Source organism: Arthrobacter sp. R-11, from assembly GCF_049913155.1.
In the GTDB taxonomy this organism is placed as follows: domain Bacteria; phylum Actinomycetota; class Actinomycetes; order Actinomycetales; family Micrococcaceae; genus Arthrobacter.
On record NZ_CP183979.1, the window covers coordinates 3383748 to 3407220 of the forward strand.

21 protein-coding genes are annotated in these 23473 nt (G+C 67.7%); 2 read left to right on the forward strand and 19 right to left on the reverse strand.

Features of this window, described 5'->3' with window-relative positions; translation table 11 throughout:
* Window positions 1-56 precede the first annotated feature (56 nt).
* The 15 genes from ACN9M4_RS15385 to ACN9M4_RS15455 all read right to left on the reverse strand — a co-directional run bounded on the left by ACN9M4_RS15385 (window position 57) and on the right by ACN9M4_RS15455 (window position 18364).
* Window positions 57-1523, reverse strand: coding sequence for an FAD-dependent oxidoreductase (locus ACN9M4_RS15385; protein WP_426299341.1), 1467 nt, complete (start codon window positions 1521-1523; stop codon window positions 57-59).
* Between the two features lie 28 nt (window positions 1524-1551).
* Window positions 1552-2808 carry a uroporphyrinogen-III C-methyltransferase gene (cobA, locus tag ACN9M4_RS15390; protein WP_426299343.1) on the reverse strand — a complete coding sequence of 419 codons (1257 nt, stop codon included), beginning with the start codon at window positions 2806-2808 and terminating at the stop codon, window positions 1552-1554.
* Window positions 2809-2900: 92 nt separating this feature from the next.
* Window positions 2901-3764: a pentapeptide repeat-containing protein gene (locus tag ACN9M4_RS15395; protein ID WP_426299345.1), complete on the reverse strand. Its 864-nt coding sequence runs from the start codon at window positions 3762-3764 to the stop codon at window positions 2901-2903.
* A 216-nt stretch (window positions 3765-3980) separates the two neighbouring features.
* The gene (locus ACN9M4_RS15400; protein WP_426299347.1) at window positions 3981-5024 is read right to left on the reverse strand and encodes an LLM class flavin-dependent oxidoreductase; all 1044 of its coding nucleotides are present in this window, start codon (window positions 5022-5024) and stop codon (window positions 3981-3983) included.
* A 184-nt stretch (window positions 5025-5208) separates the two neighbouring features.
* A complete protein-coding gene (locus ACN9M4_RS15405; protein ID WP_426299349.1) occupies window positions 5209-6138 on the reverse strand; it encodes an ABC transporter permease in 930 nt (309 codons plus the stop codon).
* Entirely contained in the window at window positions 6128-6871 is a 744-nt protein-coding gene (locus ACN9M4_RS15410; protein ID WP_426299351.1) for an ABC transporter ATP-binding protein, read from the reverse strand. Before ACN9M4_RS15410 ends, ACN9M4_RS15405 begins: the two co-directional genes overlap by 11 nt.
* Window positions 6872-6958: 87 nt before the next feature.
* Complete coding sequence (locus tag ACN9M4_RS15415; RefSeq protein WP_426299353.1) at window positions 6959-8098, reverse strand: ABC transporter substrate-binding protein; 1140 nt, start codon at window positions 8096-8098, stop codon at window positions 6959-6961.
* A gap of 191 nt (window positions 8099-8289) precedes the next feature.
* Window positions 8290-9888 carry a beta-N-acetylhexosaminidase gene (locus ACN9M4_RS15420; RefSeq protein ID WP_426299355.1) on the reverse strand — a complete coding sequence of 533 codons (1599 nt, stop codon included), beginning with the start codon at window positions 9886-9888 and terminating at the stop codon, window positions 8290-8292.
* On the reverse strand, window positions 9888-11177 hold the full coding sequence (locus tag ACN9M4_RS15425; RefSeq protein ID WP_426299357.1) for an alpha-L-fucosidase: 1290 nt from the start codon (window positions 11175-11177) through the stop codon (window positions 9888-9890). The genes ACN9M4_RS15420 and ACN9M4_RS15425 overlap by 1 nt, the downstream gene beginning before the upstream one ends.
* 5 nt (window positions 11178-11182) lie before the next feature.
* Window positions 11183-12463: a glycoside hydrolase 5 family protein gene (locus tag ACN9M4_RS15430; RefSeq protein ID WP_426299359.1), complete on the reverse strand. Its 1281-nt coding sequence runs from the start codon at window positions 12461-12463 to the stop codon at window positions 11183-11185.
* Between the two features lie 236 nt (window positions 12464-12699).
* Window positions 12700-14100: a sulfate adenylyltransferase subunit 1 gene (locus tag ACN9M4_RS15435; RefSeq protein WP_426299361.1), complete on the reverse strand. Its 1401-nt coding sequence runs from the start codon at window positions 14098-14100 to the stop codon at window positions 12700-12702.
* Window positions 14100-15047 (reverse strand): sulfate adenylyltransferase subunit CysD, encoded by a 948-nt coding sequence (gene cysD / locus ACN9M4_RS15440; protein ID WP_426299363.1) that lies wholly within the window; start codon window positions 15045-15047, stop codon window positions 14100-14102. The genes ACN9M4_RS15435 and cysD overlap by 1 nt, the downstream gene beginning before the upstream one ends.
* Window positions 15044-15757: a phosphoadenylyl-sulfate reductase gene (locus ACN9M4_RS15445; RefSeq protein ID WP_426299365.1), complete on the reverse strand. Its 714-nt coding sequence runs from the start codon at window positions 15755-15757 to the stop codon at window positions 15044-15046. Before ACN9M4_RS15445 ends, cysD begins: the two co-directional genes overlap by 4 nt.
* Window positions 15754-17499 carry a nitrite/sulfite reductase gene (locus ACN9M4_RS15450; protein ID WP_426299367.1) on the reverse strand — a complete coding sequence of 582 codons (1746 nt, stop codon included), beginning with the start codon at window positions 17497-17499 and terminating at the stop codon, window positions 15754-15756. The genes ACN9M4_RS15445 and ACN9M4_RS15450 overlap by 4 nt, the downstream gene beginning before the upstream one ends.
* A 145-nt stretch (window positions 17500-17644) precedes the next feature.
* Window positions 17645-18364 carry a sirohydrochlorin chelatase gene (locus ACN9M4_RS15455; protein WP_426299369.1) on the reverse strand — a complete coding sequence of 240 codons (720 nt, stop codon included), beginning with the start codon at window positions 18362-18364 and terminating at the stop codon, window positions 17645-17647.
* A 72-nt stretch (window positions 18365-18436) separates the two neighbouring features.
* On the opposite strand from ACN9M4_RS15455, the gene ACN9M4_RS15460 reads away from it, so the two are divergent.
* A complete protein-coding gene (locus ACN9M4_RS15460) occupies window positions 18437-19123 on the forward strand; it encodes a trimeric intracellular cation channel family protein (protein WP_426299371.1) in 687 nt (228 codons plus the stop codon).
* Between the two features lie 18 nt (window positions 19124-19141).
* Window positions 19142-19564: a hypothetical protein gene (locus tag ACN9M4_RS15465; RefSeq protein WP_426299373.1), complete on the forward strand. Its 423-nt coding sequence runs from the start codon at window positions 19142-19144 to the stop codon at window positions 19562-19564.
* Window positions 19565-19660: 96 nt separating this feature from the next.
* Here the strand turns inward: ACN9M4_RS15465 and ACN9M4_RS15470 are convergent, their stop codons facing one another.
* The 4 genes from ACN9M4_RS15470 to ACN9M4_RS15485 form a co-directional block, all read right to left on the reverse strand.
* Entirely contained in the window at window positions 19661-19903 is a 243-nt protein-coding gene (locus ACN9M4_RS15470) for a hypothetical protein (RefSeq protein WP_426299375.1), read from the reverse strand.
* 6 nt (window positions 19904-19909) lie between these two features.
* The gene (locus tag ACN9M4_RS15475; protein ID WP_426299377.1) at window positions 19910-20446 is read right to left on the reverse strand and encodes a hypothetical protein; all 537 of its coding nucleotides are present in this window, start codon (window positions 20444-20446) and stop codon (window positions 19910-19912) included.
* Between the two features lie 574 nt (window positions 20447-21020).
* The gene (locus ACN9M4_RS15480) at window positions 21021-22124 is read right to left on the reverse strand and encodes a polyprenyl synthetase family protein (protein ID WP_426299379.1); all 1104 of its coding nucleotides are present in this window, start codon (window positions 22122-22124) and stop codon (window positions 21021-21023) included.
* A gap of 10 nt (window positions 22125-22134) precedes the next feature.
* A complete protein-coding gene (locus tag ACN9M4_RS15485; protein WP_426299381.1) occupies window positions 22135-23466 on the reverse strand; it encodes a geranylgeranyl reductase family protein in 1332 nt (443 codons plus the stop codon).
* Between the last annotated feature and the right edge of the window lie 7 nt (window positions 23467-23473).

The following is a 23473-nucleotide window of genomic DNA, read 5'->3' on the forward strand; positions in this document are numbered from 1 at the left end:
GTAAGTGACCCCGCGTTGGCGGTGCCAGGTGTTGGCGGTGCTAGGTGTTGGCGGTGCTAGACGTTGGCTGCGACGCCGTCGCGGGAGATGTCCACCATCTCGTCGCGGGCAACAACCTTGATGCGTTCGCGCTGGACCTCGACGCCGTGCGAGGTGCCGGCCTCGGTGGCCGCCGCGCCGAGAGCGAGCTCGTGGGCGTCCAAGGCGAGCCAGCCTTCCCAGCTGGTGTACTTGACGCCGCGTGCGTCGAGCAGTTCGACGACGGCGTCCGCCTCCGGAACGGCTGCGAACGGCAGGTTTTCGCGGTCTTCCAGCAGGTAGGTGACGGTCTCGAGGGCGTCACCCTTGGTGTGGCCGATCAGGCCGACGGGGCCGCGCTTGATCCAGCCGGTGGCGTACAGGCCGGGGACGTGCTCTCCCGAAGCGTCCAGCACGCGGCCGCCGTCGTTGGTGACGACGCCCTTCTTGTGGTCGAACTCGACGTCCGGCAGGGCCGAACCGAAGTAGCCGATGGCGCGGTACACGGCCTGGACCGGGTAGTCGATGAACTCGCCGGTGCCGCGGGCGTTGCCGGTGCCGTCCAGTTCGGTGCGTTCGAACTTGATGCCTGCCACCTTGCCGGGGGTTTCCGCGGAGTCCACGATCTCCACCGGGCTGTGCAGGAAGTGCAGGTGCAGGCGGCGGGAAGCCTTGAGCTCGGAGAGGTCCTCGGGCTGTTCGGCGATCCAGTTGGTGAGGGTGCCAACCATGGTCTTGACCTGGTTGTTCTTCTGGATGGCCTCGTCGGAAGCCTCGTCGAACTCGAAGTCCTCGGCGTAGAGGATGATGTCCACGTCCTTGGAGTGGGACAGTTCGCGCAGTTCCAGCGGGGTGAACTTCACCTGGGCCGGGCCGCGGCGACCGAAGACGTGCACGTCGGTGACGGGGGAGTTCTTCAGGCCCGCGTAGACGTTGTCCGGGATTTCGGTGACGAGGAGGTCGTCAGCGTGCTTGGAGAGGACACGGGCCACGTCCAGGGCCACGTTGCCGTTGCCGAGGACGGCGATTTCCTTGGCCTCGAGCGGCCATTCGCGGGAGACGTCCGGGTGGCCGTCGTACCAGGAGACGAAGTCGGCGCCGCCGTACGAACCGTCGAGTTCGATGCCGGGGATGTTCAGGTCGGCGTCCTTGATGGCGCCAGTGGCGAAGATGACGGCGTCGTAGTGCTTGCGGAGGTCCTCAATGGAGAGGTCCGTGCCGTAGTCGACGTTGCCGAAGAAGCGGATGTCGCCGCGGTCCAGCACCTTGTGCAAGGCGTTGACGATGCCCTTGATACGGGGGTGGTCGGGGGCCACGCCGTAGCGGATCAGGCCGTAGGGTGCCGGGTAGCGGTCGAAGAGATCGATGCTGACGTTCAGCTCGCCGCTCTTGACGGCTTCGCTCTTGGTGAGGATGTCCGCGGCGTAGACGCCGGCCGGGCCGGAGCCGATGACGGCAACGCGCAGCGGGCGCTCGATGGATCCTACGGTGGTGCTTGATGACACGGCTGTGTTCCTTATCTTCGGCGCGGGGCTAGAGGGCTGCTGCCCGGGGTTTGTTCGGAGTCAAAGTGCTGTAATCGGCGGTCTTGAAGTGTGCAGGGGCGAAGGGGCTGACACGCACGACGTCGCCGATCACCACCACTGCGGGATTGGCCACACCGCTGGCTTCAGCCTGGCCGGCGATGCTTGCCAGGGTGCCGATGGTGACGCGCTGTTCGGGCATATAGCCGTTCTCTACGATACCCACCGGCGTGTCCAGGGGCATTCCGGAGGCGGCGAGGGCGGCCGTGGATTCGCGGAGTTTGGCGACGCCCATGAGCAGGATCACAGTATGGTCAGGGCGGGCGGGGACTTCGGCGAGTTCCTCATGGCCGGTCACCACGCTGAAGCCCTTGGCCAGACCGCGGTGGGTCACCGGGATACCGGCGGCGGCCGGGACGGAGATGGCGGACGTGACACCGGGGACGACCTCGACCTCGACGCCGTTCTGCCGGCAGAATTCCGCTTCCTCGCCGCCGCGTCCCAGCACGTAGGGGTCGCCGCCCTTGAGCCGGACCACGCGGTGACCGGCGAGGGCCTCGTCCACGAGGATGCGGTTGATTTCGGTCTGGGGCACCGGGTGGTGGCCGGGAGTCTTGCCGACCTCGATGATGCGGACCTCGGGGGCGAGTTCGCCCAGCAGTTCACGCGGGCCGAGGCGGTCTGCCACGACGACGTCGGCCTGGGCCAGAAGCCGGCGTCCCCGGACGGTGATGAGCCCGGTGTCGCCGGGACCGCCGCCCACGAGGGCGACGGAGCCCTGGTGCGCGCGCTTGCGGCGCAGCGGCAGGTCGCCGGTTTCGAGGGCGGTAGCGACGGCGTCGCGCAGGGCCATCGCGCGGCGCGGGTCTCCCCCGGCGTTGACGGCGATCTTGACGTCATCGACGACGGCGACGGCGGGGGTCCAGGCTGCGGAGGATTCGTGGTCGGAGGCGTTGACGCACCAGATGCGCTGCGCCTCGGCGTCGGCGGCAACCTGGGCGTCCACGGCGGCAACGCCGGTGGCGGTCTGCACGAACCACACGCCGTCGACGTCCGGCGAGCGGTAGTCCCGGGCTTCCCAGGCGAGCAGCCCGGCGTCGGCGAGTTCGCGGAGCGCGGGAGAGGCAACGGGCGCGACGACGGTGACTTCGGCCCCGGCGTCGAGCAATCCCTTGGCGCGGCGCGCGGCAACGGGGCCGCCGCCAACCACCAGCACGGGGCGGCCGAGCAGGCGCAGTGCCGTGGGATAGATGTCCTGTATTGCCATGCAAAGACTGTAGGGCCGGGCCGTAACATGCTTCAAAGCCCCGGAAACACCGGTTAACGCTAGGTAATCCTGCGTCACATTGCTACTTGCGGTCATTCGTCGCCCCAGTGCGAGGGCACTTCCAGGTCGGGGGGCAGAAGTGTTGTGCGGCTCCCCCTGGCGGCATTGAGCTGCATCTGCGTCAGATACAGGGCCTTCGACAGGTCCGCGCCCTCAAGGCGGGCGTCCCTGACGTCGGCGCCGAGCAGATCCACGCCCGACAAGTCGCTGTTCCGCAGATCCGCAGCAATGAGGTACGCCCCCCTGAGATCCGCCCCGCACAAACGGCGGAACGCGAGGTTCCTGCCCACCAGGTCCGCTCCGGGCTTCAGCTCCGAATCCAGGTGGTCGCCCCCGGCAGCAAAGTAGGAGGCCCGCACTTCCTCGCTGACCTCCATCAGCGCTGCCCTCACCCGGGAATGGAGATCTTGCATATCCAGCGCAATGAGTTGCGGCATGCCGCCGCCGAGTGCTTTCCCGATCGTGTCCCGGAACCGGGCCACGCGATCGGAGGCATCGGGATCGAACGTCCGTTCCTGGGCTTCGGCAAGATGCCAGAGCATTTCATGAAGCTGGCGCGCGGCCTTGAACGCGGCGAACATTTCGTCCTTGGTGCCGGGCGCCTCAAGCCAGCTCTTTCCGGCGAATTGCCCTTGCGATACGTTCTGGCCGGCCCCGAAGCAATCAAAGACGGTGCAGCCGCGGAAGCCCCTCGGGCGCAGGCGGTCGTGGATGGTGCAGGAGAAATCGGATGCCAGGTTCCGGCATGGCGTACCTGCGGGTTTGTCGAGGGCAAAGTCTGCGGAACGTAAGAATCCGAAGGCTGTGCAGCAGAGGGCGAAGCAATTTGCGCAGTCGGGTCGCAGGGATTGCCGGTCGAGGGCAGGCGAAGAAGGCTTCGCGGATGTCGCTTGCATGTGGTCTTCCAGTGGTGAGTTCGGTGTCGGGCCGGCGGCGAGGGGAATTCCACATGGAATTCCCCTCGGTGGCGCACGGAATCACCGCTCCCCTAAGGAGCGAGCTGGAAGCGCTAAAAGGGCTCTGGGTCACAGAGAAAAATGAAAAGTCACTGCGGCCAGAATACCTGACCGCCGGGTTCCCGATTGCAGAGCTCGCCGGGGTCCCGGCTGCCCTTAGCGGGCGGCCTCCCAGCCCAGCGCCGGGGCGATATGCCGCGCGACGTTGTCCAGCAGCTTCGCGTTGTACTCGACGCCGAGTTGGTTCGGGACCGTCAGCATGAGGGTGTCGGCTGCTTGCACCGCTGCATCCTTGGCGAGTTCCCCGGCCAGGGCGTCGGGTTCTCCGATGTAGCTCCTGCCGAAGCGGGACAGGGCGCCGTCCAGCATGCCCACCTGGTCGCGGCCATCCACCTGTGCACGGAGGCCGAAGTAGTGGCGGTCCTCGTCGTCGACCACGGGCAGCACGCTGCGGCTGACGGAAACGCGCGGCTCGAAACCATGCCCGGCGGCGGCCCAGGCCTCGCGGTAGAGCCGGATCTGCTCGGCCTGCAGTTGGTCGAAAGGAACACCTGTGTCCTCGGTCAGCAGGGTGGAACTCATCAGGTTCATGCCCTGCTCGGCCGCCCACACCGCGGTCTTCCGGGTTCCGGCGCCCCACCAGATCCGCTCGGGCAGCCCAGGCGCGGTGGGCTGGACGGGAAGGAGACCGGTGCCGCCGCCGGCGTAGGACGGGTCCGCTTGCGCCACTCCGTGCCCGGCAATCGCGTGGCGGAAGAGCTCCGTGTGGCGACGCGCCATGGCCGCCGGGTCCTCGCCGTCGGCCGGTACATAACCGAAAGCGGCCGCGCCGTTGAGTGCCGGTTCGGGTGAGCCGCGGCTGATGCCCAGCTGCAGCCTGCCGCCGCTGATCAGGTCCGTGGCCGCAGCCTCCTCTGCCATGTACAACGGGTTTTCGTAGCGCATGTCGATCACGCCGGTGCCCATCTCGATCCGGCTGGTCCGGGCAGCGATGGCGGAGAGCAAGGGGAAGGGCGCAGCCTGCTGCCTGGCGAAGTGGTGGACCCGGAAGAACGCGCCGTCGATGCCGATCTCCTCGGCGGCCACCGCGAGCTCGATGCCCTGCAGCAGCGCGTCCCTGCCCGTCTGCACCCGGGAGCCCTGGGCGCGGCCCCAGTGTCCGAAGGAAAGGAAGCCGATGCGCTTGGGGTGCGGTGTCATGTCCGGATCAACACCGGCACCGGCCGGGGAATTCCTGCGGCGGCATGGCTGTGGTCCGGCGCCAGGGAAACGCAAGAGCCCGACGGCGGAAGGTCGCCGTCGGGCTCTGAAGTTGCGTTATGCGGTGGGGCCACCCCGGCAGGGTTACCTGGCGAGCGAAGCGAGGACAGGGAGCCGGTGGGGACTAGCGGGTGCCGCCGGCGAGCAGGCCGCGGCGCTGCAGGAGCCGCTTCTCGATCGGCCCGAAGACCAGCAGTTCGATCAGGATGCCCACGGCGAGGATCAGCAGGATCGCGGACATCACGGTGGCCATGTCCGAAAGCAGGCGGCCCTGGTCGAGCAGGGAGCCCAGGCCGAAGCCGATGCTGCCGCCGGTGGCAATGATTTCGGCCGCCATCAAGGAGCGCCAGGAGAAGGCCCAGCCCTGCTTGAGGCCGCCGATGTAGCCGGGCAGCGCCGCGGGAAGGACGATCTGCAGGGCCATCTGGAGCCGGTTGGCGCCGAGGACCTTGCCCACACTGCGGTACTGCGGCGGGATCTGGTCCACGCCGGAGATCAGCCCGTTGATGATGGACGGGATGGCGCCCATCAAGACCACGAAGTACACGGTGGCATCGGTCAGTCCGAACCAGATGATGGCGGCCGGGACCCAGGCCACGGACGGCAGCACCTGCAGGCCGGAGATCAGCGGCCCGAAGGCACGGCGCAGCGGCGCAGCCTGGGCCAGGATCAGGCCGACCGGCGTGGCAACGACCACGCTGATCAGGAAGCCTACGAGCCCGCGCTGCAGCGAGGTCCACACCGATTCCTGGACCTTGCCTTCACCCCACAGCACGCCCATCTGACCCAGTACGTCCAGCGGTCCGGGCACGAGGTCGCGGCGCTTCAGGCCCAGCGAAACGTAAAACTGCCACACGAGGATCAGCACCACGAGGGCGGCGATGGGCAGCAGCACGCGGCTCCAGTCGATGCCGGCCTTGGCCTGGGTGTCCGACTGGAGCTTGTCCAGGCCGGCTTCGAGATCGCGCAAGTCCTCCGGATTGCCCTTGAGGACGGGCGAGGTGATGTGCTCGCTGGGTTCGGTCACGGGGCGGACGTCCTGTTCAGTTGGCATGGCGGCGGATCTCCTCGCGCAGGCGGCGGGTAATGGTCGCGGTCAGTTCCCCGGCCTGGCCCGCGTCCGTGCGGTGTTCCTCGGTGACGTCCCATTCGGCCACCACGCGGCCGGGACGGGAGGACAGCAGCAGCACGCGCTGGCCCAGGCGGACCGCTTCGCGCACGTTGTGGGTCACGAACACGATGGTCCGGCCGGTTTCCTTCCAGATCCGCTCCAGTTCATCGTGCAGAAGGTCGCGGGTGATGGCGTCGAGCGCGGCGAAGGGCTCGTCCATGAGCAGCAGCTGCCGGTCCTGCGCCAGCGAACGGGCCAGGGCCACACGCTGGCGCATGCCGCCGGACAGTTCATGCGGGCGCTTGTCCCCGGCCCCGCCCAGGTGCACGAGTTCCAGCAGCTCGCTTGCGCGGGCGCTGCGCTCCGCCTTGCTGCTGCGCTTGCCGGAGTTCTTGTCCGCGAGCTGCAGGGCGAGTTCGATGTTGCCGCGGGCGGTCAGCCACGGGAACAGCGCCGAGTCCTGGAACATGAAGGCGGCGCCATCGCCCGGCACTTCCAGGGCACCCGACGTCGGCTGTTCCAGTCCGGCGAGGATGTTCAGCAGGGTGGATTTGCCGCAGCCGGAGGCACCGAGGAGGGCAACGAACTCGCCCTTCGCGATGGTGGCGTTGACGTCGTCGAGCACCGGGGCGCCGTCGCCGAAGCGTTTACCCAGATGTTCCAGTACGACTGGCATGATCCCGTCCTTTGCGTAGCTTGCGTTAATACGAGTTGTGGCTTCCCGGGCCGTGGTGGCCCGGGAAGCCGGGGGTTTGTGGTGCCCTTAGTCCTGGCCGAGGCCGGCGGCGGAGGTCTTTGTGCCGGTGACCTCGTTCAGGGCGCGCAGGTCGAAAATGCCGTTGAGGTCCGCGGCCTTGGTGGTGCCGGCGTCCACGCCGTCCTGGAGCAGTTTCTTGTAGGTTGCGGCCAGCGGGTCGGTGGTGAAGGTGATGTTCTGCAGGGAACGGGCGATCACGTCCGCGGCCAGCGGCTTGCCCGCGCTGTCCTTCAGGGCGGCGTTGATCACGGAAGCCTTCTCGGCGGCCGGGGCGGTGTTGAGCCAGTCCACCGCCGCCACGTGGCCCTTCAGCAGGGCGGTGACGGTTTCGGGGTGCTCGGCGGCGAACTTCTTGTTCACGATCAGCACGGTGGTGACGAACTCGCCCTTGGCCCACAGGTCCTTCTCGTCCACCAGCACCTTGGCCCCGGCCTGCAGGACCAGGCGGGAGGCCCAGGGCTCGGGGACCCAGGCGCCGTCGATCTTGCCGTCCTGGAACAGCTTCAGGGTCTGGGCGTTCTCGGTCGGGTTGATGTTCACGTCCCCGCTGCCGTCGGTGGAGGTCTTGTAGCCCTGCTTCAGCAGCCAGGCCCGCAGCGCGACGTCCTGGGTGCCGCCCAGCTGCGGGGAGGCCAGGGTCTTGCCCTTCAGCTCCGCCGCGGTCTTGATCCCGGGCTTGACGACCAGCTGGGCGCCGCCGGCGGCGGCGCCGGCGATGATCCGGATGGATTCGCCGTTGCTCTTGACGAAGGAGTTGATGGCCGGGTTCGGGCCGATGTAGGTGGCATCGATCGCGCCGGCGTTCAGGGCCTCGATCGCGGCCGGGCCGGCGTTGAAGACCTGGGTGCTGAGCTTGGTGGCGCCGAGTTCCTTGGCGATGAGTCCCTTGCTGACACCGACCAGGGCCGGGGCGTGGGTGACGTTGCCGAAGTAGCCCAGGCGCAGTTCCGCCGCCGGGGAGGTGCCCGCGGCGGCCGGGGCCTCGTTGTTCCGGGCCACGGCCGAGGCCACCGCGGCACCGGCGCCGATCAGCAGGGCCAGGCCGACGGCGATGCCCACCTTCAGGCCACGCCCGGCCTTGGGCTTGTTGCTCTCACCGGCGACAATCCGGACAGTGCCGTGGTCTTGCTCGGGGGTCTGTGACATTTGAAATTCCTTTGGAGATGTTGCGGGATCAGGGCTGATTAATCAGGTCCCGCAACATCGCCCTGGAAGGGCAGGCAAGGACCAGTCCGTCATGGTCATGGATTCACAGTAGGGACTGGCCAGTTTGCCGTTCAACGGCGTGGAAACCGGGGGTCACGCAACTTCATCCGGCGTCACATACCGGTTTTGTGTCACCTCCCGGCGATGGCCCGGATATCCGGGCGCTCCTGCCAGGGATGCGGCCCGTCGAGGGGCCGGAAATCGACGCCGGCCGCCGCCAGCCGGTCCAGGTGGTCGGACTTGAGGCGTCCGATGAAATTCGAGTAATCCCGTTGTTCACTCCAAGCCACTTCGGCGAAGGCGCTCAGCCGCGGGTACGTGTTGTAGTCGCGGATTTCCTGGGTATCCAGGTACTCGGTCCACAGCTGCGCCTGGATACCGGTAACAGCGGATCCGCCGGTTTCGGCGGCCGCGAGCACTTCCTGTGTCAGCGGTTCAAAGGAGTACAGCTTCTCGGTGGAAAGCATCGGCCGGCATCCGCTGGGTTCGCGGGGATCATCGTTCTCGCGGAAGTCCAGGTAGAGGTGCGACATGCAGGAAATGGTGGTGTCGTAGCCGGCGGCCAGGCTGTCGACCACCGTGCCCAGTCCGCCCCAGCCGTTGACCACCGCGGTCTTGGGCAGGGTGGAGCTGACGGCCTCGTGCCACACCCCGGCCCGCCGCCCGTGAGCCTCCACATAGGCGGAGAGCTGGCCGAGGAACCAGCCGTGCAGCAGTTCCACCGATTCCAGGCCGAGCTCCTTGGCCCGCAGCTTCACCGATTCCGAGGCATGCCAGCGCTCGTAGGGAACCTCGTCCCCGCCAAGGTGGATGATGGGCGCATCGAAGACGTCCATGACCGTGTCCAGCACCGTCCGGAAGAAGTCCAGGGTGTACTCGGAAGGGTCGAGAATGCAGTCATTGACGCCCCAGCCGCCCCAGACCTGCACCTCAGGGGCGTCGACGCCTAGCCGCGGGTAGGCGGCGATCGCGGCCACGGAATGCCCCGGAAGGTCGATTTCCGGGATGATCGTGACGCCGCGTTCCCTGGCGTAGGCCACCCCTTCGCGCAGCTCGTCCAGGCTGTAGCAGCCGCCGTGCGGGCGCCCGCTCATGAAGCGGCCGTCCTCGGTGTAGTAGAGCATCGTGTCCGAGCGCCAGGAGGAGATCTCCTTGAGCCGTGGAAGGGCCGGGATATCGATCCGCCAGCCCTGGTCGTCGGTGAGGTGGAGGTGGAGGGCGTTGAGCTTGTGCGCCGCGGCAAGGTCGATGAAGCGCAGCAGCTCGTTCATGGGCGTGAAGTGCCTGGCGACGTCCAACAGCACGCCGCGGAAGCTGAAGACGGGCGCGTCGTCGATGTCCACATTGGCCAGTTCAACGGGCTCGTCCGCGCCCACCGGGGCGGGCGCGAAGGCGCGGGCTCCCGCCAGCTGGCGCAGGGTCTGGGCCGCGTTGAGGACACCTTCGCGGCCGGCGGCGGCAATCCGCACGCCGCCGCCGACCGCAAGCCGGTAGGCGCCCGGGCGGAGGTCGGGGTCTTCGCTGACTGTCAGCCAGGCCCCAGCCCTTGAATCAGCCCCGGCCAGCGAGTCAGCGGGGACCAGGCTGGTGTCCAGCCAGTCCTCAAGGGAGCGGAGGAGCCATTTCCCCAGGGGCAGGAAGGAATCCACCGTGACAACCGCCGGGACGGCGGTGCTGCCGGGCCGTTCGCTGACAGATCTGGGCTGCGGAACAAGGGCGGGCCGGGTCATCAGTGGTCCTCGGGGTAGGTGGTGGGCGCCCGGTAGGCGATCTCCGGCACGCTTTCGGCGCCGGTCCTGAAGCCGTCGACGGCGGCCAGCCGGGCGCCGTCGTGCCCTCCATCAAAGTCGTGCCCTCCATCAAAGGCGTCCAGCTCAACGGTGAGCCGCTGCACGGTGACGGCGGGGAAGGCGTGGATGCGCTGGGAGCCGATCGTTCCGGCAGCGACGAGCGCGCCGTCGTCGCCCAGAATGCGGTGGCCGCGCACCCGCTGGCCCTCGGACAGGTCCTCGGCGAGCAGCACGTGGTCGATGGTGACGGGCTTCCCGAAGTCCAGCTCCCAGCGCCCCTCCCCGAGTTCCCGAAGGGACGCCGGCAGCGGGGTGCCGAAGCGGCGGGTGATCTCGGCACCGAACTCCCGCACGCGCTGCACGTCCTCCTCGGGGAGGAGCCCTCGGGTGTCCGGCGGCAGGTTCAGGAGCAGGTTCGCCCCCAGGCCGACCGAGCGGTAATAGATGGCCAGGAGGTGCTCGAGGGTCTTGGGTTCCTCGTCCTGCTGCCAGAACCAGCCGCGGCGGATCGAGACATCGCACTCCGGCGGCAGGTACAGGGCCTCCTCCAGCCTGGTGGTGACCACGGTGTAGTTGGAGAAGTCCGTCTGCTCCACCACGTACTCCACAGGGTCGGCGGCCAGGCCGTCCTCGTTGCCCACCCAGCGGATGGTCGGCTGGCCCATGTTGAACACCATGGCGCCGGGCTGGAGTTCCTCGATCAGGGCGGCGATCCGGGCCCAGTCGTATTCGTGGCCCTCGGAGCCTGCGCCGTCGAACCACAGTTCGTGCAGCTCCCCGTAGTTGCTGCAGAGCTCGCGCAGCTGGCCGAGGTAGAAGTCGTCGTAGGCCTTGGAGTCGGCGTAGGACTCGGCATTCCGGTCCCAGGGCGAGAGGTAGAGGCCCAGCTTCATGCCGAGTTTGCGGCACGCCGCAGCCAGCTCCGCCACGACGTCGCCCTTGCCGTCCTTCCAGGGGGACGAGGCCACCGAGTACTCCGTCAGGGCGGTAGGCCACAGGCAGAAACCGTCGTGGTGCTTGGCGGTGAGCACCACGTATTTGGCGCCGGCCTCCTGCGCGGTGCGGACCCATTGTTCGGCGTCCAGTTCCGCGGGGTTGAAGGACGAGGCCGGCAGGGTCCCGTCGCTCCACTCCTTGCCGTGGAAGGTGTTGATGCCGAAGTGGAAGAAGACGCCCATCCGGTCCGCCTGCCAGGCGAGTTGTGCGGGGGTGGCTTTGATGTGGTGCATGGGGTTCACTTTCGAAGGGATCGGGAGGTGCCGATGATGTCCGTGATGCCGCGGGCGGCAAGGTATGCGGGGTCCGCGGCGCGGCTTTCCAGCACCAGCGCAGGCGGTTGACCCGCGACGGCGGCTTGCAGCCAGGTGTCGAAGAACTCCCCCGTGACGGCGTAGCGGCCGCGCCCCGCCGTGCTGTGTTCGTCGTCGAGCGCGATCACCATGGCGTCCTTGCGCACGACGGCGGCTGGCGGCGTGCGCCGCAACTCACCCGCCAGCCCGGCGACGGCGAGCCCGGCCGGCTTGGGCCGGCGGTCACTGTCCAGCAGGCCGAGCGAGTATTCGAGTTCCGGGAAGTCCCCCAGCCCGCGGCCGACATCGTGGGAGCACCACCAGGTGATGCCCCAGAGGTTCGGGCTGCCCACGAGGTTCCGGACGGTGGCGGCGGCGAAATCCGCGGCGTCCCCGGCGGCAACCCAGGGGGCCGGTGCGCCGACTTCCTGGACCCAGACAGGGCGGGCCGGGTCTGCCGCGAAGGCTGTGACGAACTGGACGAGGTAGTCCGCAAAGTGCACCAGGGCCGGGTGGTGTTCGCCGTAGCGTTGGCCGGCGCCGCCGAACACCCAGGAATGCACGGTGCTCACGTCGCCGAGGGTTGCTGCATGGCGCGCGGTGAAGGGCATGTCCTCGTTGAACAGGGCCGAGTCGTCAAAGGAATGCTGGTGGGTTCCACCGGGCCAGGCGGCTTTGGCGGCCCCCAGCAGGGTGGAGAGCCAGTTGCCTGCCTCCTCGCCGGAGATTGCGTGGGGATCGGGATGCCACGGCGCGGCGAACTGGTTGGTTTCATTGCCCACCGTGAGCCCCAGGGCGTTGGGCCGTCCGGAGAGTTCGGCGGCGAGGGCCCGGACAAGGCCGGCCTCGGCCTCCACAACTTCCGGGTCGGTGAAGATGTTGCGGCGGTGCCAGCTGCCCACCCAGGCCGGCAGGAAATCGAAGCTGGAGAGGTGCCCCTGCAGGACGTCGACGCTGGCGTCCAGGCCGAACTCGGCCGCAATGTCCACCACGGTGCCGACGTCCTGGACCGCCTTGCGGCGGATCAGGGTGCGGCTGGGCTGGAGTTCGGGCCACAGCGGGAACACCCGGATGTGGTCGAGGCCGAGCTTCGCGATCGATTCGAGGTCACGGCGGACCTCGTCGGCGCTGAAGTCCTGCCAGCTGTGGAACCAGCCGCGGCTTGGCGTGTAGTTGGCGCCCAGCCGCAACGGCCGGGCGCCCTCCGGATTCGTTTCTTCCTGCACTGGCTCCCCGATGGTTCGGCGTCAGACTGCGATCGTCAGTCGAGCATAAACATCCGATGTCTGGGCGTCAAGCATTCGAACATGCTTGAACAGGCCGGGGAAACCATCCGCTTCCGAAGCAAACATCCGGCGTCTGGTGAAAGCAAAAACCGCAGCTTGTTCGCGGTACCGGAGCGTGTTGCTCCGGTTCCACCAACAAGCTGCGGTCTAGGCAGCCAGGCTGGAAGCGGGCGGGATCAGATGACGTAGCGCTCGTCTTCGTGGTCGCCCGGGTGGTCCTTCACGAGGCCGGCGGCAAGGGTGTTGCCGTCCAGCGGATCGATCACCAGGAACGCGCCTGTGCGGCGGTGGCGCAGGTAGTTTTCCACCGGCAGCGGCGCGGCCAGGCGGAGCTGGGCGTGTCCGATGTCGTTGAGCTCCAGGGTGGAGGTTTCCTCGACGTTGAAGGTGCCAAGGTCCAGCTTGCCGCTGACGTTGCGCACCAGGGCCTGGACCGTGCGGGTGCCGTGCTTGACCAGTACCTTGGCGCCTTCGCGCAGCGGCTTCGGCGACAGCCAGCACAGGGAGGCGTACAGGTCCGCGGTGCTGTCCGCGACCGTGCCGGCGGCGGCGATCGTGTCGCCGCGGGCGATGTCGATCTCCTCGGCCAGGCGGATCGCAACGGACTGCGGGGCCGCGGCTTCCTGGAGTTCCCGGCCCGCGAAGTCGATGCCGGTGACGGTGGTGTTCCGGGGTTCGTGGCCAGGGCTCAGCACGGTGACCTGGTCGCCGACCTTCACCGAACCTTCGGTGATCTGCCCGGCGTAGGCGCGGTAGTCGCGGTACGCTTCGACGTCGAGCCCGCCGGCCACGGCGTCCGGCGCCAGGGCGCCCTGCGGACGGATGACCAGCTGCACCGGGAAGCGGAAGCTTTCCAGGTGGCTTTCCAGCTCGTCGGCGGCCGGCAGGGTTTCCAGGACCTCGAGCAGGGCGGGGCCGGTGTACCAGGGGGTGCGGTCCGAGCGGTCCACCACGTTGTCGCCGTCGAGCGCGGACACCGGGACCACCAGGACATCGCTGATGCCGTCTGCGCCGATGCCCAGGTCCCGGGCCACCTGCTGCACGTCGGCCTCGATCTCGCGGAACACGGATTCGCTGAAATCGACCAGGTCGATCTTGTTCACGGCCACGATCACGTGGGCGACGCGCAGCAGCTGCAGCACGGACAGGTGGCGGCGGGTCTGCTCCAGGACGCCCTTGCGGGCGTCGATGAGCACGACGACGGCATCGGCGGTGGACGCGCCCGTGACCGTGTTCTTGGTGTACTGCACGTGGCCCGGGCAGTCCGCCAGGATGAAGCTGCGGCGGTCCGTGGCGAAGTAGCGGTACGCGACGTCGATGGTGATGCCCTGTTCGCGCTCGGCGCGCAGGCCGTCGGTCAGCAGGGCGAGGTCGATGCCACCCTTGTCGCCGCCGAAGCCGCGGTCCGCGGAGGTGCGGGCTACGGCGTCGAGCTGGTCTGCGAGGATCGCCTTGGAGTCGTGCAGGAGGCGGCCCACCAAGGTGGACTTGCCGTCGTCGACGGATCCGGCGGTGGCGAAGCGGAACAGCGTGGATTCGCGCAGGCCGCTTTCAAGCAATGCGGTTTCGGTGCTCATTAGAAGTAGCCGTCCTTCTTGCGGTCTTCCATGGCGGCCTCGGAGATGCGGTCATCTGCGCGGGTGGCGCCACGTTCGGTGAGGGTGGAGGCAGCGACTTCAACAACGACGTCGGCCACGGTGTAGGCGTCGGATTCGACCGCACCGGTGCAGGACATGTCGCCCACCGTGCGGTAGCGGACGGTCTTGGTGATGACTTCCTCGTGCGGCAGCGGCTGGGACACTTCGCCCACTGCACGCCACATGCCGTCACGGGCGAAGACCTCACGCTCGTGGGCGTAGTACAGGCTAGGGAGCTCGATATTCTCACGCTCGATATAGCGCCAGATGTCCAGCTCGGTCCAGTTGCTGATCGGGAAGGCACGGACGTGCTGGCCCACGGTGTGGCGGCCGTTGTAGAGGTTCCACAGCTCGGGGCGCTGGTTGCGCGGGTCCCACTGGCCGAACTCGTCACGCAGGGACAGGATCCGCTCCTTGGCGCGGGCCTTGTCCTCGTCGCGGCGGCCGCCGCCGAAGACGGCGTCGAACTTGTTGCTCTGGATGGCATCCAGCAGCGGCACGGTCTGCAGCGGGTTGCGGGTTCCGTCGGCGCGTTCGGCGAGCTCGCCCCGGTCGATGAACTCCTGCACGGAGCCGACCACGAGCTTCAGGCCCAGACGCTCCACGGTGCGGTCGCGGAAGTCGATGACCTCCGGGAAGTTGTGGCCGGTGTCCACATGCAGCACCGGGAACGGCACCTTACCGGGCCAGAACGCCTTGGTGGCCAGGTGCAGCATCACCACGGAGTCCTTGCCGCCGGAGAACAGCAGCGCGGGCTTCTCGAACTCGGCGACGACTTCGCGGATGATGTGGATTGCCTCGGACTCGAGGGTGTCCAGGGAGCTCAAACGGGTCGAGACGGCGGCTTCGGTCACCTGCGTGGGCTCCTCGGTTGTGTAAGTGCTCATGTGTGTAGTCCGCATTCTGTCTTGTCGGTTCCTGACCAGCGGCCGGCGCGGGGGTCTTCGCCCGGGGCGACCTTCCGGGTGCAGGGCTGGCATCCGATCGACGGGTAGCCCTGGCTGAGGAGCGGGTTGACGGGAAGGATGTTGTCCTCGGAATACTCGACCAGCTGGTCGAAAGTCCAGTCGACCATCGGGTTCACCTTGACCAGGCCGAAGGACTCATCCCAGGTGACAACCGGCGTGTTGGTCCGGGTGGGGCCCTCGTCGCGGCGCACGCCGGTGAACCAGACCTCATAGCCTGCCAGCGAGCGGCGCAGCGGCTGGACCTTGCGGAGGGCGCAGCACTGGGCGGCGTCGCGGGCGAAGAGGTCCTTGCCCAGGAGCCGGTCCTGCTGTTCCACGGTGTTCTCCGGCAGCACGTCCACCACGTTCACCCGCAGGTTCGCGGCGACCTCGTCACGCGTGGCGTAGGTCTCCGGGAAGTGGTAGCCGGTCTCCAGGAACAGCACCTCGACGCCGGGGATCTGGTCCGCGACCAGCGCCGGCAGGACGGCGTCCGCCATGGAGCAGGCCACCGCGACGGCTGGCAGCTCGAAGTTGCGCGCCACCCAGGCGATGATCTCCTGGGCCGGGGCGTTCCAGCCCAGCTCCTCGGCACCGGCTTCGGCCAGTGCCTTGAGGTCTTCGACGGTGCGCTTGGTGGCTACGCTCACTGGAGGTCTCCTTCATCGGCCGTGTGCGCCCATTCGGCGAAGGTCTGGCCTTCGGCGCCGACGGCCACGAACTTCCGGACGACACGCTCGACGTAGTCGGGCAGGTCATCGGCGGTGACCTTCAGGCCGCGGACGGTACGGCCTAGGCCGGCCTCGGCGCGGTCCTTGTTGGCCAGCCCGCCGCCCAGGTGCACCTGGAAGCCCGGGGTGGGATCGCCGTCGGGGGTCGGCAGCATCATGCCCTTCAGTCCGATGTCCGCCGTCTGGATACGGGCGCAGGAGTTGGGGCAGCCGTTGATGTGCAGGGACAGTGCCTGCGGAAGCTGCTTGCTCTCCACGAGGTCGGCCAGGCGGGACTCCAGCTCGGCGATCGCCGTGGCGGCCGTGGCCTTGGTTTCCACGATGGCCAGCTTGCAGAACTCGATGCCGGTGCAGGCGATGGTGCCGCGGCGGAACACGGACGGGCGGGCGGACAGGCCCAGGGTGTCCAGTTCGGCCACGAGCGGTTCGACCTGTTCCTTCTCCACGTCCAGCACCACGAGCTTCTGGTGCGGGGTGGTGCGCAGGCGCTTGGAGCCGTGGGCTTCCAGGGTGTCGGCGAGCTTCACCAGGATCGAGCCGGAAACCCGGCCGACGGTGGGGGTGACGCCGATGAAGAACTTGCCGTCCTTCTGTTCGTGGATTCCCACGTGGTCGCCGGGAGCGGAAGGCTTGGGCGCGGCGGGGCCGTCCGGAAGCTTGAAGCCGAGGTATTCCTCTTCGAGGACCTGGCGGAACTTGGCCGGGCCCCAGTCGTTCATGAGGAACTTCAGGCGGGCCTTGGTGCGCATGCGGCGGTATCCGTAGTCGCGGAAGATGCTGGTGACGCCCAGCCATACTTCGGCGGCCACGTCCGCGGAAACGAACACGCCCAGGCGCTCGGCCAGGCGCGGGTTGGTGGACAGACCGCCGCCCACCCAGAGGTCGTAGCCGGCGCCGAGTTCGGGGTGCACCACGCCCACCAGGGCGAAGTCGTTGATCTCGTGCACCACGTCCTGGGACGGATGGCCAGTGATGGCGGTCTTGTACTTGCGCGGCAGGTTGGCCAGCTCCGGGTCGCCGATGAAGCGCTCGGAGAGTTCGTGGATCAGCGGCGTGGGGTCGATGATCTCGTCCTTGGCGATGCCGGCCACCGGGGAGCCGAGGATGACGCGGGGCACGTCGCCGCAGGCTTCGGTGGTGGACAGGCCCACGGCTTCCAGCCGGCGCCAGATTTCCGGGACGTCCTCGACCCGGATCCAGTGCAGCTGGACGTTCTGGCGGTCCGTGAGGTCCGCGGAGTCGCGGGCGAACTCCACCGAGATTTCGCCGATGACGCGCAGCTGCTCGGTGGTGAGGGCGCCGCCGTCGATGCGGACGCGCAGCATGAAGTATTTGTCTTCGAGCTCGTGCGGTTCGAGGGTGGCGGTCTTGCCGCCATCGATCCCGGGCTTGCGCTGGGTGTAGAGGCCCCACCAGCGGAAGCGGCCGTGCAGATCGGTGCCGTCGATCGAGTCGAAGCCGTTCTTGGAGTAGACGGACTCGATACGCTCACGGACGTTCAGCCCGTTGTCTTCCTGCTTCCAGGTTTCGTTGGCATTGAGCGGCGTGGTGCCGTCTACCTTCCACTGGCCGTGGGGTTTTGCGGCAGGGCGGGACGGGCGGGCCGGGCGCTTCGGGGCAGCCTGGTCCGCGGACGCTCCGGCTAGAGCAGTATCAGTCATGCATCGACTTTAGGTGGGCCCGTATTTGACCAACAATGACGCGGGAAACGAAGAGTCACCTTGGGAAACATTTCGTCACGAACACGCCGCGGCCCTTGCATTGGCGCGGTCGGCCTGCTGCCGCCGGAGGCTCCTGCGGGTGCCTTTAGCCGCGCTTGGCGACGGCGGAGTCGTAACGTTCCAGAGCAATCTCCGCGAGCACCGGCGAGGGCAGTACCGGCGCCGTAACAATGTCGGCCTCCGCCTTGAACAGCTGGTCGTGGAAGTAGCCGGTCGCGAGCAGGTAGGAGGACACCACCACACGACCCGCTCCCCCGTCCGCCGCCACGTCACCAGAGGCGAGTTCAGCACGCAGGGCCGCGACGCCGTCGGGCACGTTCGGCTGGGCGCTGGCGCCGTAGGCGACCCGCACCCTGTTCGGCAGCAGCGCGGCGAGCAGCCGCGCCTGCTCCTCGGAATCAACGGAGCCGTCCGGCAGCGAGGAGCCCGCGGCGGCCAGCAGCACGCCGTCGTCCTCGCGCAGTCCGGCCTCCCGCAGCCGCTCTGCGAGCAGTTCCGCCAGCCGCGGGTCCGGGCCCAGCGGCGGCGCCGCGGTGACCTCAGGACGGGCCTTGATCGCCTTGGGGATGTCCACCTTCACGTGGTAGCCGGTGCCAAGCAGCAGCGGAACGACGACGGCGGCCGTCCCCTCCGGCAGGCCCGCCACCACCCCGGACAGCTCCGGTTCCTGCACGTCCACATAGGCCTCGACGACCTGCAGTCCCGGACGCAGCGCCTCGATCTCGGCGAGGACCTGGCGGATGGCTGCCTGGCCTTCGGCGTTGCGGGTTCCGTGGGCACAGGCGATCAGGACGGGATTGCTCATTCCCCCAGCGTAACGTTGGGTCAGGATTTGTCCGCCAAGATGACATTCCCCCGATGACGAGGAGACGCGCGCGTGTTCAGCTTTGACCTGGCCTTGGTGTGGCTGGATCTGGCAGGTGTGTTCTTCTTCGCCGTATCGGGCTCGCTGCTGGCCGCCCGCAAGCAGTTCGACATCATTGGTTCGCTCCTGTTGGCCAGCCTCGTGGCGCTTGGCGGCGGGGTCATCCGGGACATCATCATCGGCACCGGTATTCCCGCGGCCTTCAGCAACCCCGTATACCTGCTGCCGCCCGTGCTCGCCGCCGGACTGGTGTACTTCCTGTTCTTCAGCGTCCAGCGCTTCACCTCCCTGCTCACCCTGTTCGACGCGGGCGGGCTGGCCCTGTTCTGCATCACCGGTACCATCAAGGCCCTGATGGCCGGGCTGAACCCGGTGGCCGCCGTACTCCTGGGCGTGACGACGGCGGTGGGTGGCGGTGTGCTGCGGGACATCACCGCCAACGAAGTCCCGTCGCTTTTCAACGACCGCGACCTGTATGCCCTGCCGGCCTTCCTGGGGGCCGCACTGACCGCGTGGCTCTGGCACAGTGGCACCTTCAACGGGGCCAGCGCGGGCCTCGTTGCTGCCGCCGTGTTCCTGTTCCGCGTGGCAGCCTGGCACTACGGATGGCGGGTTCCGCTGGCCGTGCGGGGCTGGTACCGGACAGGCCAGGGCACCAAGGTCAAGGTCCGCCAGCGGAAGAAATTCCGCCGCTCCTGATTGGCTAGGATGGAAGCCATGACTGACATGTTCCTCGAGAAGTTCCGCGCGCTTGTTCCGAAGTATCTCGAGGACGAATGGCAGGAGGAGGACGGCCTGAGCCAGGCCGAGCTGGATGAGGCCCTTTCCGCCCACACTTTCACCATCCCGCTGGTGCTGCGCGAGTTCTATCTCGCCCTGGGCGGCTGTGAAGACCTCATGGAGGCCTACCACTACTTCTGGGACCCCGAGGAACTCGAGGTGGACGACGAAGGCTTCCTGATGTTCCTCGAGGACGAGGAGGAGCGCTTCACCTGGGGCTTCCGGGTGTCCGAGCTCAGCGTCCCGGACCCCATCGTGTGGCGCCGGAACAACGTCCGCGGGCAGTGGAAGAGCGAGGACGGGACGTTCTCCGAGTTCGTCTTCGACATGTTCGACTGGGCCTTCAGCGACGAGGACTAGGGGCCGAGGGGCTCACGCTGCTGCCTTCCTGACCCTTTTTGAACCCGATAGGGCCGCGAGACGCCTTTCCAACGGCGCGTCGCGGCCCTTTCCGTGTCAATCAGGGTCAGGAAGAAACCGCGAATGCCGCGCCGAGGCAAACGCTCCAGCCTCCCTCAGGCGCAGGACAGTGAGCACCTGGGCGACCATCCGCCCCGGGTGATGCACGACGTCGTCGTAGTAGTCGTAGTAGTACCGCAAAGGCAGCAATCCGGCCCTCAACGCCGCATTGTTCCGCCGCTGGTCCTTCTTGACCTGCCGCGGCTCCATGTGGCTGCCGCCGTCGAGCTCCACCGCCATGCAGTCCTAAATCAGGCAGTCGACCTCGCCCACGCCCGGCACCTGGGCATGCATGCGGACCCTGAGGCCCGCCCGGATGAAATGGGTGCGGGCCAGGACCTCCGTCAAGGAATCCGCCCGCGGAATCACAAGGTCCAGCACCGCGCGGGCGGCGCCATTGCGGTTCCCGGGAAGCTTCCGCCTCAGGAATTCCACAGTGATGTTTCCTTGGCTGACGGCGGATTGCACCATCACCAGGGCTTCGAACTCAGGCAGGCACCGTAAGGCATGGAGGAGCACGTCGGCCAGCCCCGCCACGGGCAGGTAAGGGTGGGCGCGATGCCTACATGTCGCATGGTCCACGACGTTCGCCTTGGGGATCCCGTTCCCGCAACTCAAATGGAGCGCTCCGGACTCTTCCGGCGTCCCGGGCTCGCGCAACTGCCATAGACCGTAAAACCGGCTTGCCGAGACGCAGGTCAGTTTCGCATTCGCCTGCACCGCAGCAAGAATCGCCCGGTCCGGCTTGTCGACGGCGTAAACGCCTCTGCGAATAAGGGTCAAGCGGCGGTGCTGGAGTGCCTTCGACAGCTCCGTCCTGGAAAATCCGGCCTTTCGGAGCTGCGCCGTTCGGGCCACTCCGCCCCGCTTACAGACAAATTGAACGAGCTCCATGTGACGACTTCACCAGCCGCCGGACTGGTTTGTCCGCGCCGGGACCTCCTATGTGAATAACCGCCCCGCGTTCCTGACCCTTTTTCACGGTCTTCGAGGTGCATCCTGCCGCCGGGCGGGCGCGTCGCACGGGACGCCAGGGCAAACACGGTCAGGATGGCGTCCACCCGACGCCGAAATGAGTATTGACCGCCAAGGTTGCGTTTATGACAAAGTTGTCATAAGCTGTTTCACGGATTCACTAAATGCCTCCGGTGGGTCTGATGCGAACGGAGATTATGGCCCCGGTTTCGCGCAACGCTTGACTTGTAGCGTTGCGGGAAGCCGGGGTCATTCCGTTTAACCAGCACCCGTTAGACACCAGCGCTCGTTAGACAGCAGCGCCCAACTGACTCGCAGTTGTTGTCGTTCTGAGCACTCAAAACGACAACAACTGCGAGCCAGTTGGGCGTCAAACAGGAAACTAGCTGCTGCGCTCCACCACGGCGTGCGCGAAGTTGGTCAGCGAATCCTTCACCACGCCCTCAGGCAGCGGCGCCAGGGCGGCAACGGCTTCGGCGGCCCACTGGCGGGCAATCACCCAGGACTCGGCGGTGACGGGGTGCTCGCGCAGCCCCGCAACAGCCTCGGCCAGCGCCGAATCCGAAGACAGGTCGCCGTCCACCAGCGTGAGGAGTTCGACGGCGGACTGGTCACCGTTCGCCGCGGCCTTGCGGAGCAGCAGGACCGGAAGGGTCGGCACGCCTTCACGCAGGTCGGTGCCGGGGGACTTGCCGGACTTGACCTTGACGCCGGTGACGTCGATGACGTCGTCGGCCAGCTGGAAGGCAACGCCAACCTTTTCGCCGTACTCAACGAGCACGTCCTCGAAGGCTTCGTCGGCCCCGGCGAAAATGGCGCCGAGCTGGCCGGAAGCAGCCACAAGGGACCCGGTCTTGTCGGCGATGACGGACAGGTAGTGCGCCACGGGATCTTCGTCCTCACGCGGACCGACGGTCTCGTGCAGCTGGCCCAGGCACAGGCGCTCAAAGGTGCGGGCCTGGATGCCCAGGGCGCGCGAACCGAGCTCGGAAACCAGGATCGAGGCGCGGGCGAAGATGAGGTCCCCGGTGAGGATCGCCACCGAGTTGCCCCACACTTCGTGCGCCGTGGGTGCACCGCGGCGGAAGGGCGCGGAGTCCATCACGTCGTCGTGGTAGAGCGTGGCCAGGTGCGTCAGTTCGACGACGACGGCGGCCTGCACTACTTCGGGCCGGGAGGCGTCGCCCAGATGCGCGCACAGCAGGGTAAGCAACGGCCGAATGCGCTTGCCGCCGGCTTCCACCAGGTGACGCGACGTTGCGTCCGCCAGGGGATCCGAGTTGGCGATGGCCTCGCGGAGCTGCTTCTCCACGCGGGCGAGGTTGGTGGTGATGGCGGGGCCCAGCTCGGCGTCGGCGGCGATGGCGGCGAATCCGGCGGGGAGCTGCAGTCCCGTGGCGATCGCGGTGGTGCTGGGAGCGGGTTCCGCAGTGTCGGGCAGTCCGTGCCCGGCGTGCGTCCAGCTGTGTTCGGCAGAGTGAGTCACAGGCTTAACCCTAACTAGTCGTTGCGGAAACCGCGGTGTCGGAGCCGGCGGCGTTCAAAGCGCCAGTGTTGGAAGTGGCTGGCACCAGGGCTTCGAGGACCCGGATCACACGGTCTTCGAAGCCCTTGGCGGAGGAGTCGGTGAGGTTGGCGAGCAGGCGCACCACGAAGCGCATGAGCAGCGGGACGGGCATGCCCGTCCGCAGCGCGAGCTTCATGACAGCGGGCTTGCCGATGAGCGTGGCGAAGGCCCTGCCCAGGGTGAAGTGCGATCCCCACTGCTCCCGCACATAGTCCGCGTACCGCGCGAGGTGCGCATCGGCGTCGTACGTTCCGCCGGCGGAAACGGCGCGGGCGGAAGCGTCGATGATGAACTCCGCGGCGAAGCGCGCGGACTCCATGGCGTAGGAGATGCCCTCGCCGTTGAACGGGGACACCATGCCGCCGGCGTCGCCCAGCAGGAGGAGCCCGGGCGAATAGTGCGGGGTGCGGTTGAAGCCCATGGGCAGCGCGGCGCCGCGGATCTCGCCCACCTGGTTTTCCGGGGTGAAGCCCCATTCGGCGGGCATGCCGGCGGTCCATTCGCGCAGGACCTGCTTGTAGTCCAGCTTGCCGAACTCCTTGGAGGAGTTCAGGATGCCCAGACCCACATTGGAGGTGCCGTCGCCGACGCCGAACACCCAGCCGTAGCCTGGCAGCGGCTTGCCGGACTTGCCAGGAAGTTCGAGCCAGCCCTCCATCCAGTCGTCATCAGTGCGCGGCGAGGTGAAGTAGGTGCGGACGGCGACGCCGAGCGGCCGGTCATCGCGCTTGTGCATTCCCAGCGACACGGCCGTCCGGGTGGAGTTGCCGTCGGCGGCCAGGACGACGTCGGCATGGAAGTCGCGCGTTTCGCCGGTCTTGCGTCCGGAGTCGTCAAGGATGGCGGCCCGTGCGCCGATAACGCGCCCGTCCTCCGCCCGCAGTGCCTCGGTGACACTGTGCCGTTCCAGCACGACGGCGCCCGCGGCCTGGGCGTGCCGGGCCAGTTCCTCGTCGAAGCCCAGGCGGGTGCGGATCAGGCCGTAGCCGGGGAAATCCGAAACCTCGGGCCAGGGCAGTTCGATGGTGCGGCCGCCCGCGATGAGGCGCAGGCCCTTGTTGCGCCGCCAGCCGTCCGCTTCGGCGTGCGGCAGGCCAAGCTTCTGGATTTCACGGACGGCACGCGGGGTGAGGCCGTCGCCGCAGACCTTTTCCCGCGGGAAGCTGGTCTTTTCCAGCACGGTCACCTCGACACCGGCGCGGGCAAGGTAATACGCGGCGGTGGACCCGGCGGGCCCGGCGCCAACAATCAGTACGTTCACGACGTCC

Bases quoted from the DNA above. Each gene is read 5' to 3' on its own strand.
- cobA (WP_426299343.1), bottom strand. From the start codon at position 2,808: ATGGCAATACAGGACATCTATCCCACGGCACTGCGCCTGCTCGGCCGC.
- ACN9M4_RS15395 (WP_426299345.1), bottom strand. From the start codon at position 3,764: ATGCAAGCGACATCCGCGAAGCCTTCTTCGCCTGCCCTCGACCGGCAA.
- ACN9M4_RS15400 (WP_426299347.1), bottom strand. From the start codon at position 5,024: ATGACACCGCACCCCAAGCGCATCGGCTTCCTTTCCTTCGGACACTGG.
- ACN9M4_RS15405 (WP_426299349.1), bottom strand. From the start codon at position 6,138: ATGCCAACTGAACAGGACGTCCGCCCCGTGACCGAACCCAGCGAGCAC.
- ACN9M4_RS15410 (WP_426299351.1), bottom strand. From the start codon at position 6,871: ATGCCAGTCGTACTGGAACATCTGGGTAAACGCTTCGGCGACGGCGCC.
- ACN9M4_RS15415 (WP_426299353.1), bottom strand. From the start codon at position 8,098: ATGTCACAGACCCCCGAGCAAGACCACGGCACTGTCCGGATTGTCGCC.
- ACN9M4_RS15420 (WP_426299355.1), bottom strand. From the start codon at position 9,888: ATGACCCGGCCCGCCCTTGTTCCGCAGCCCAGATCTGTCAGCGAACGG.
- ACN9M4_RS15425 (WP_426299357.1), bottom strand. From the start codon at position 11,177: ATGCACCACATCAAAGCCACCCCCGCACAACTCGCCTGGCAGGCGGAC.
- ACN9M4_RS15435 (WP_426299361.1), bottom strand. From the start codon at position 14,100: ATGAGCACCGAAACCGCATTGCTTGAAAGCGGCCTGCGCGAATCCACG.
- cysD (WP_426299363.1), bottom strand. From the start codon at position 15,047: ATGAGCACTTACACAACCGAGGAGCCCACGCAGGTGACCGAAGCCGCC.
- ACN9M4_RS15450 (WP_426299367.1), bottom strand. From the start codon at position 17,499: ATGACTGATACTGCTCTAGCCGGAGCGTCCGCGGACCAGGCTGCCCCG.
- ACN9M4_RS15455 (WP_426299369.1), bottom strand. From the start codon at position 18,364: ATGAGCAATCCCGTCCTGATCGCCTGTGCCCACGGAACCCGCAACGCC.
- ACN9M4_RS15465 (WP_426299373.1), top strand. From the start codon at position 19,142: ATGACTGACATGTTCCTCGAGAAGTTCCGCGCGCTTGTTCCGAAGTAT.
- ACN9M4_RS15470 (WP_426299375.1), bottom strand. From the start codon at position 19,903: ATGGCGGTGGAGCTCGACGGCGGCAGCCACATGGAGCCGCGGCAGGTC.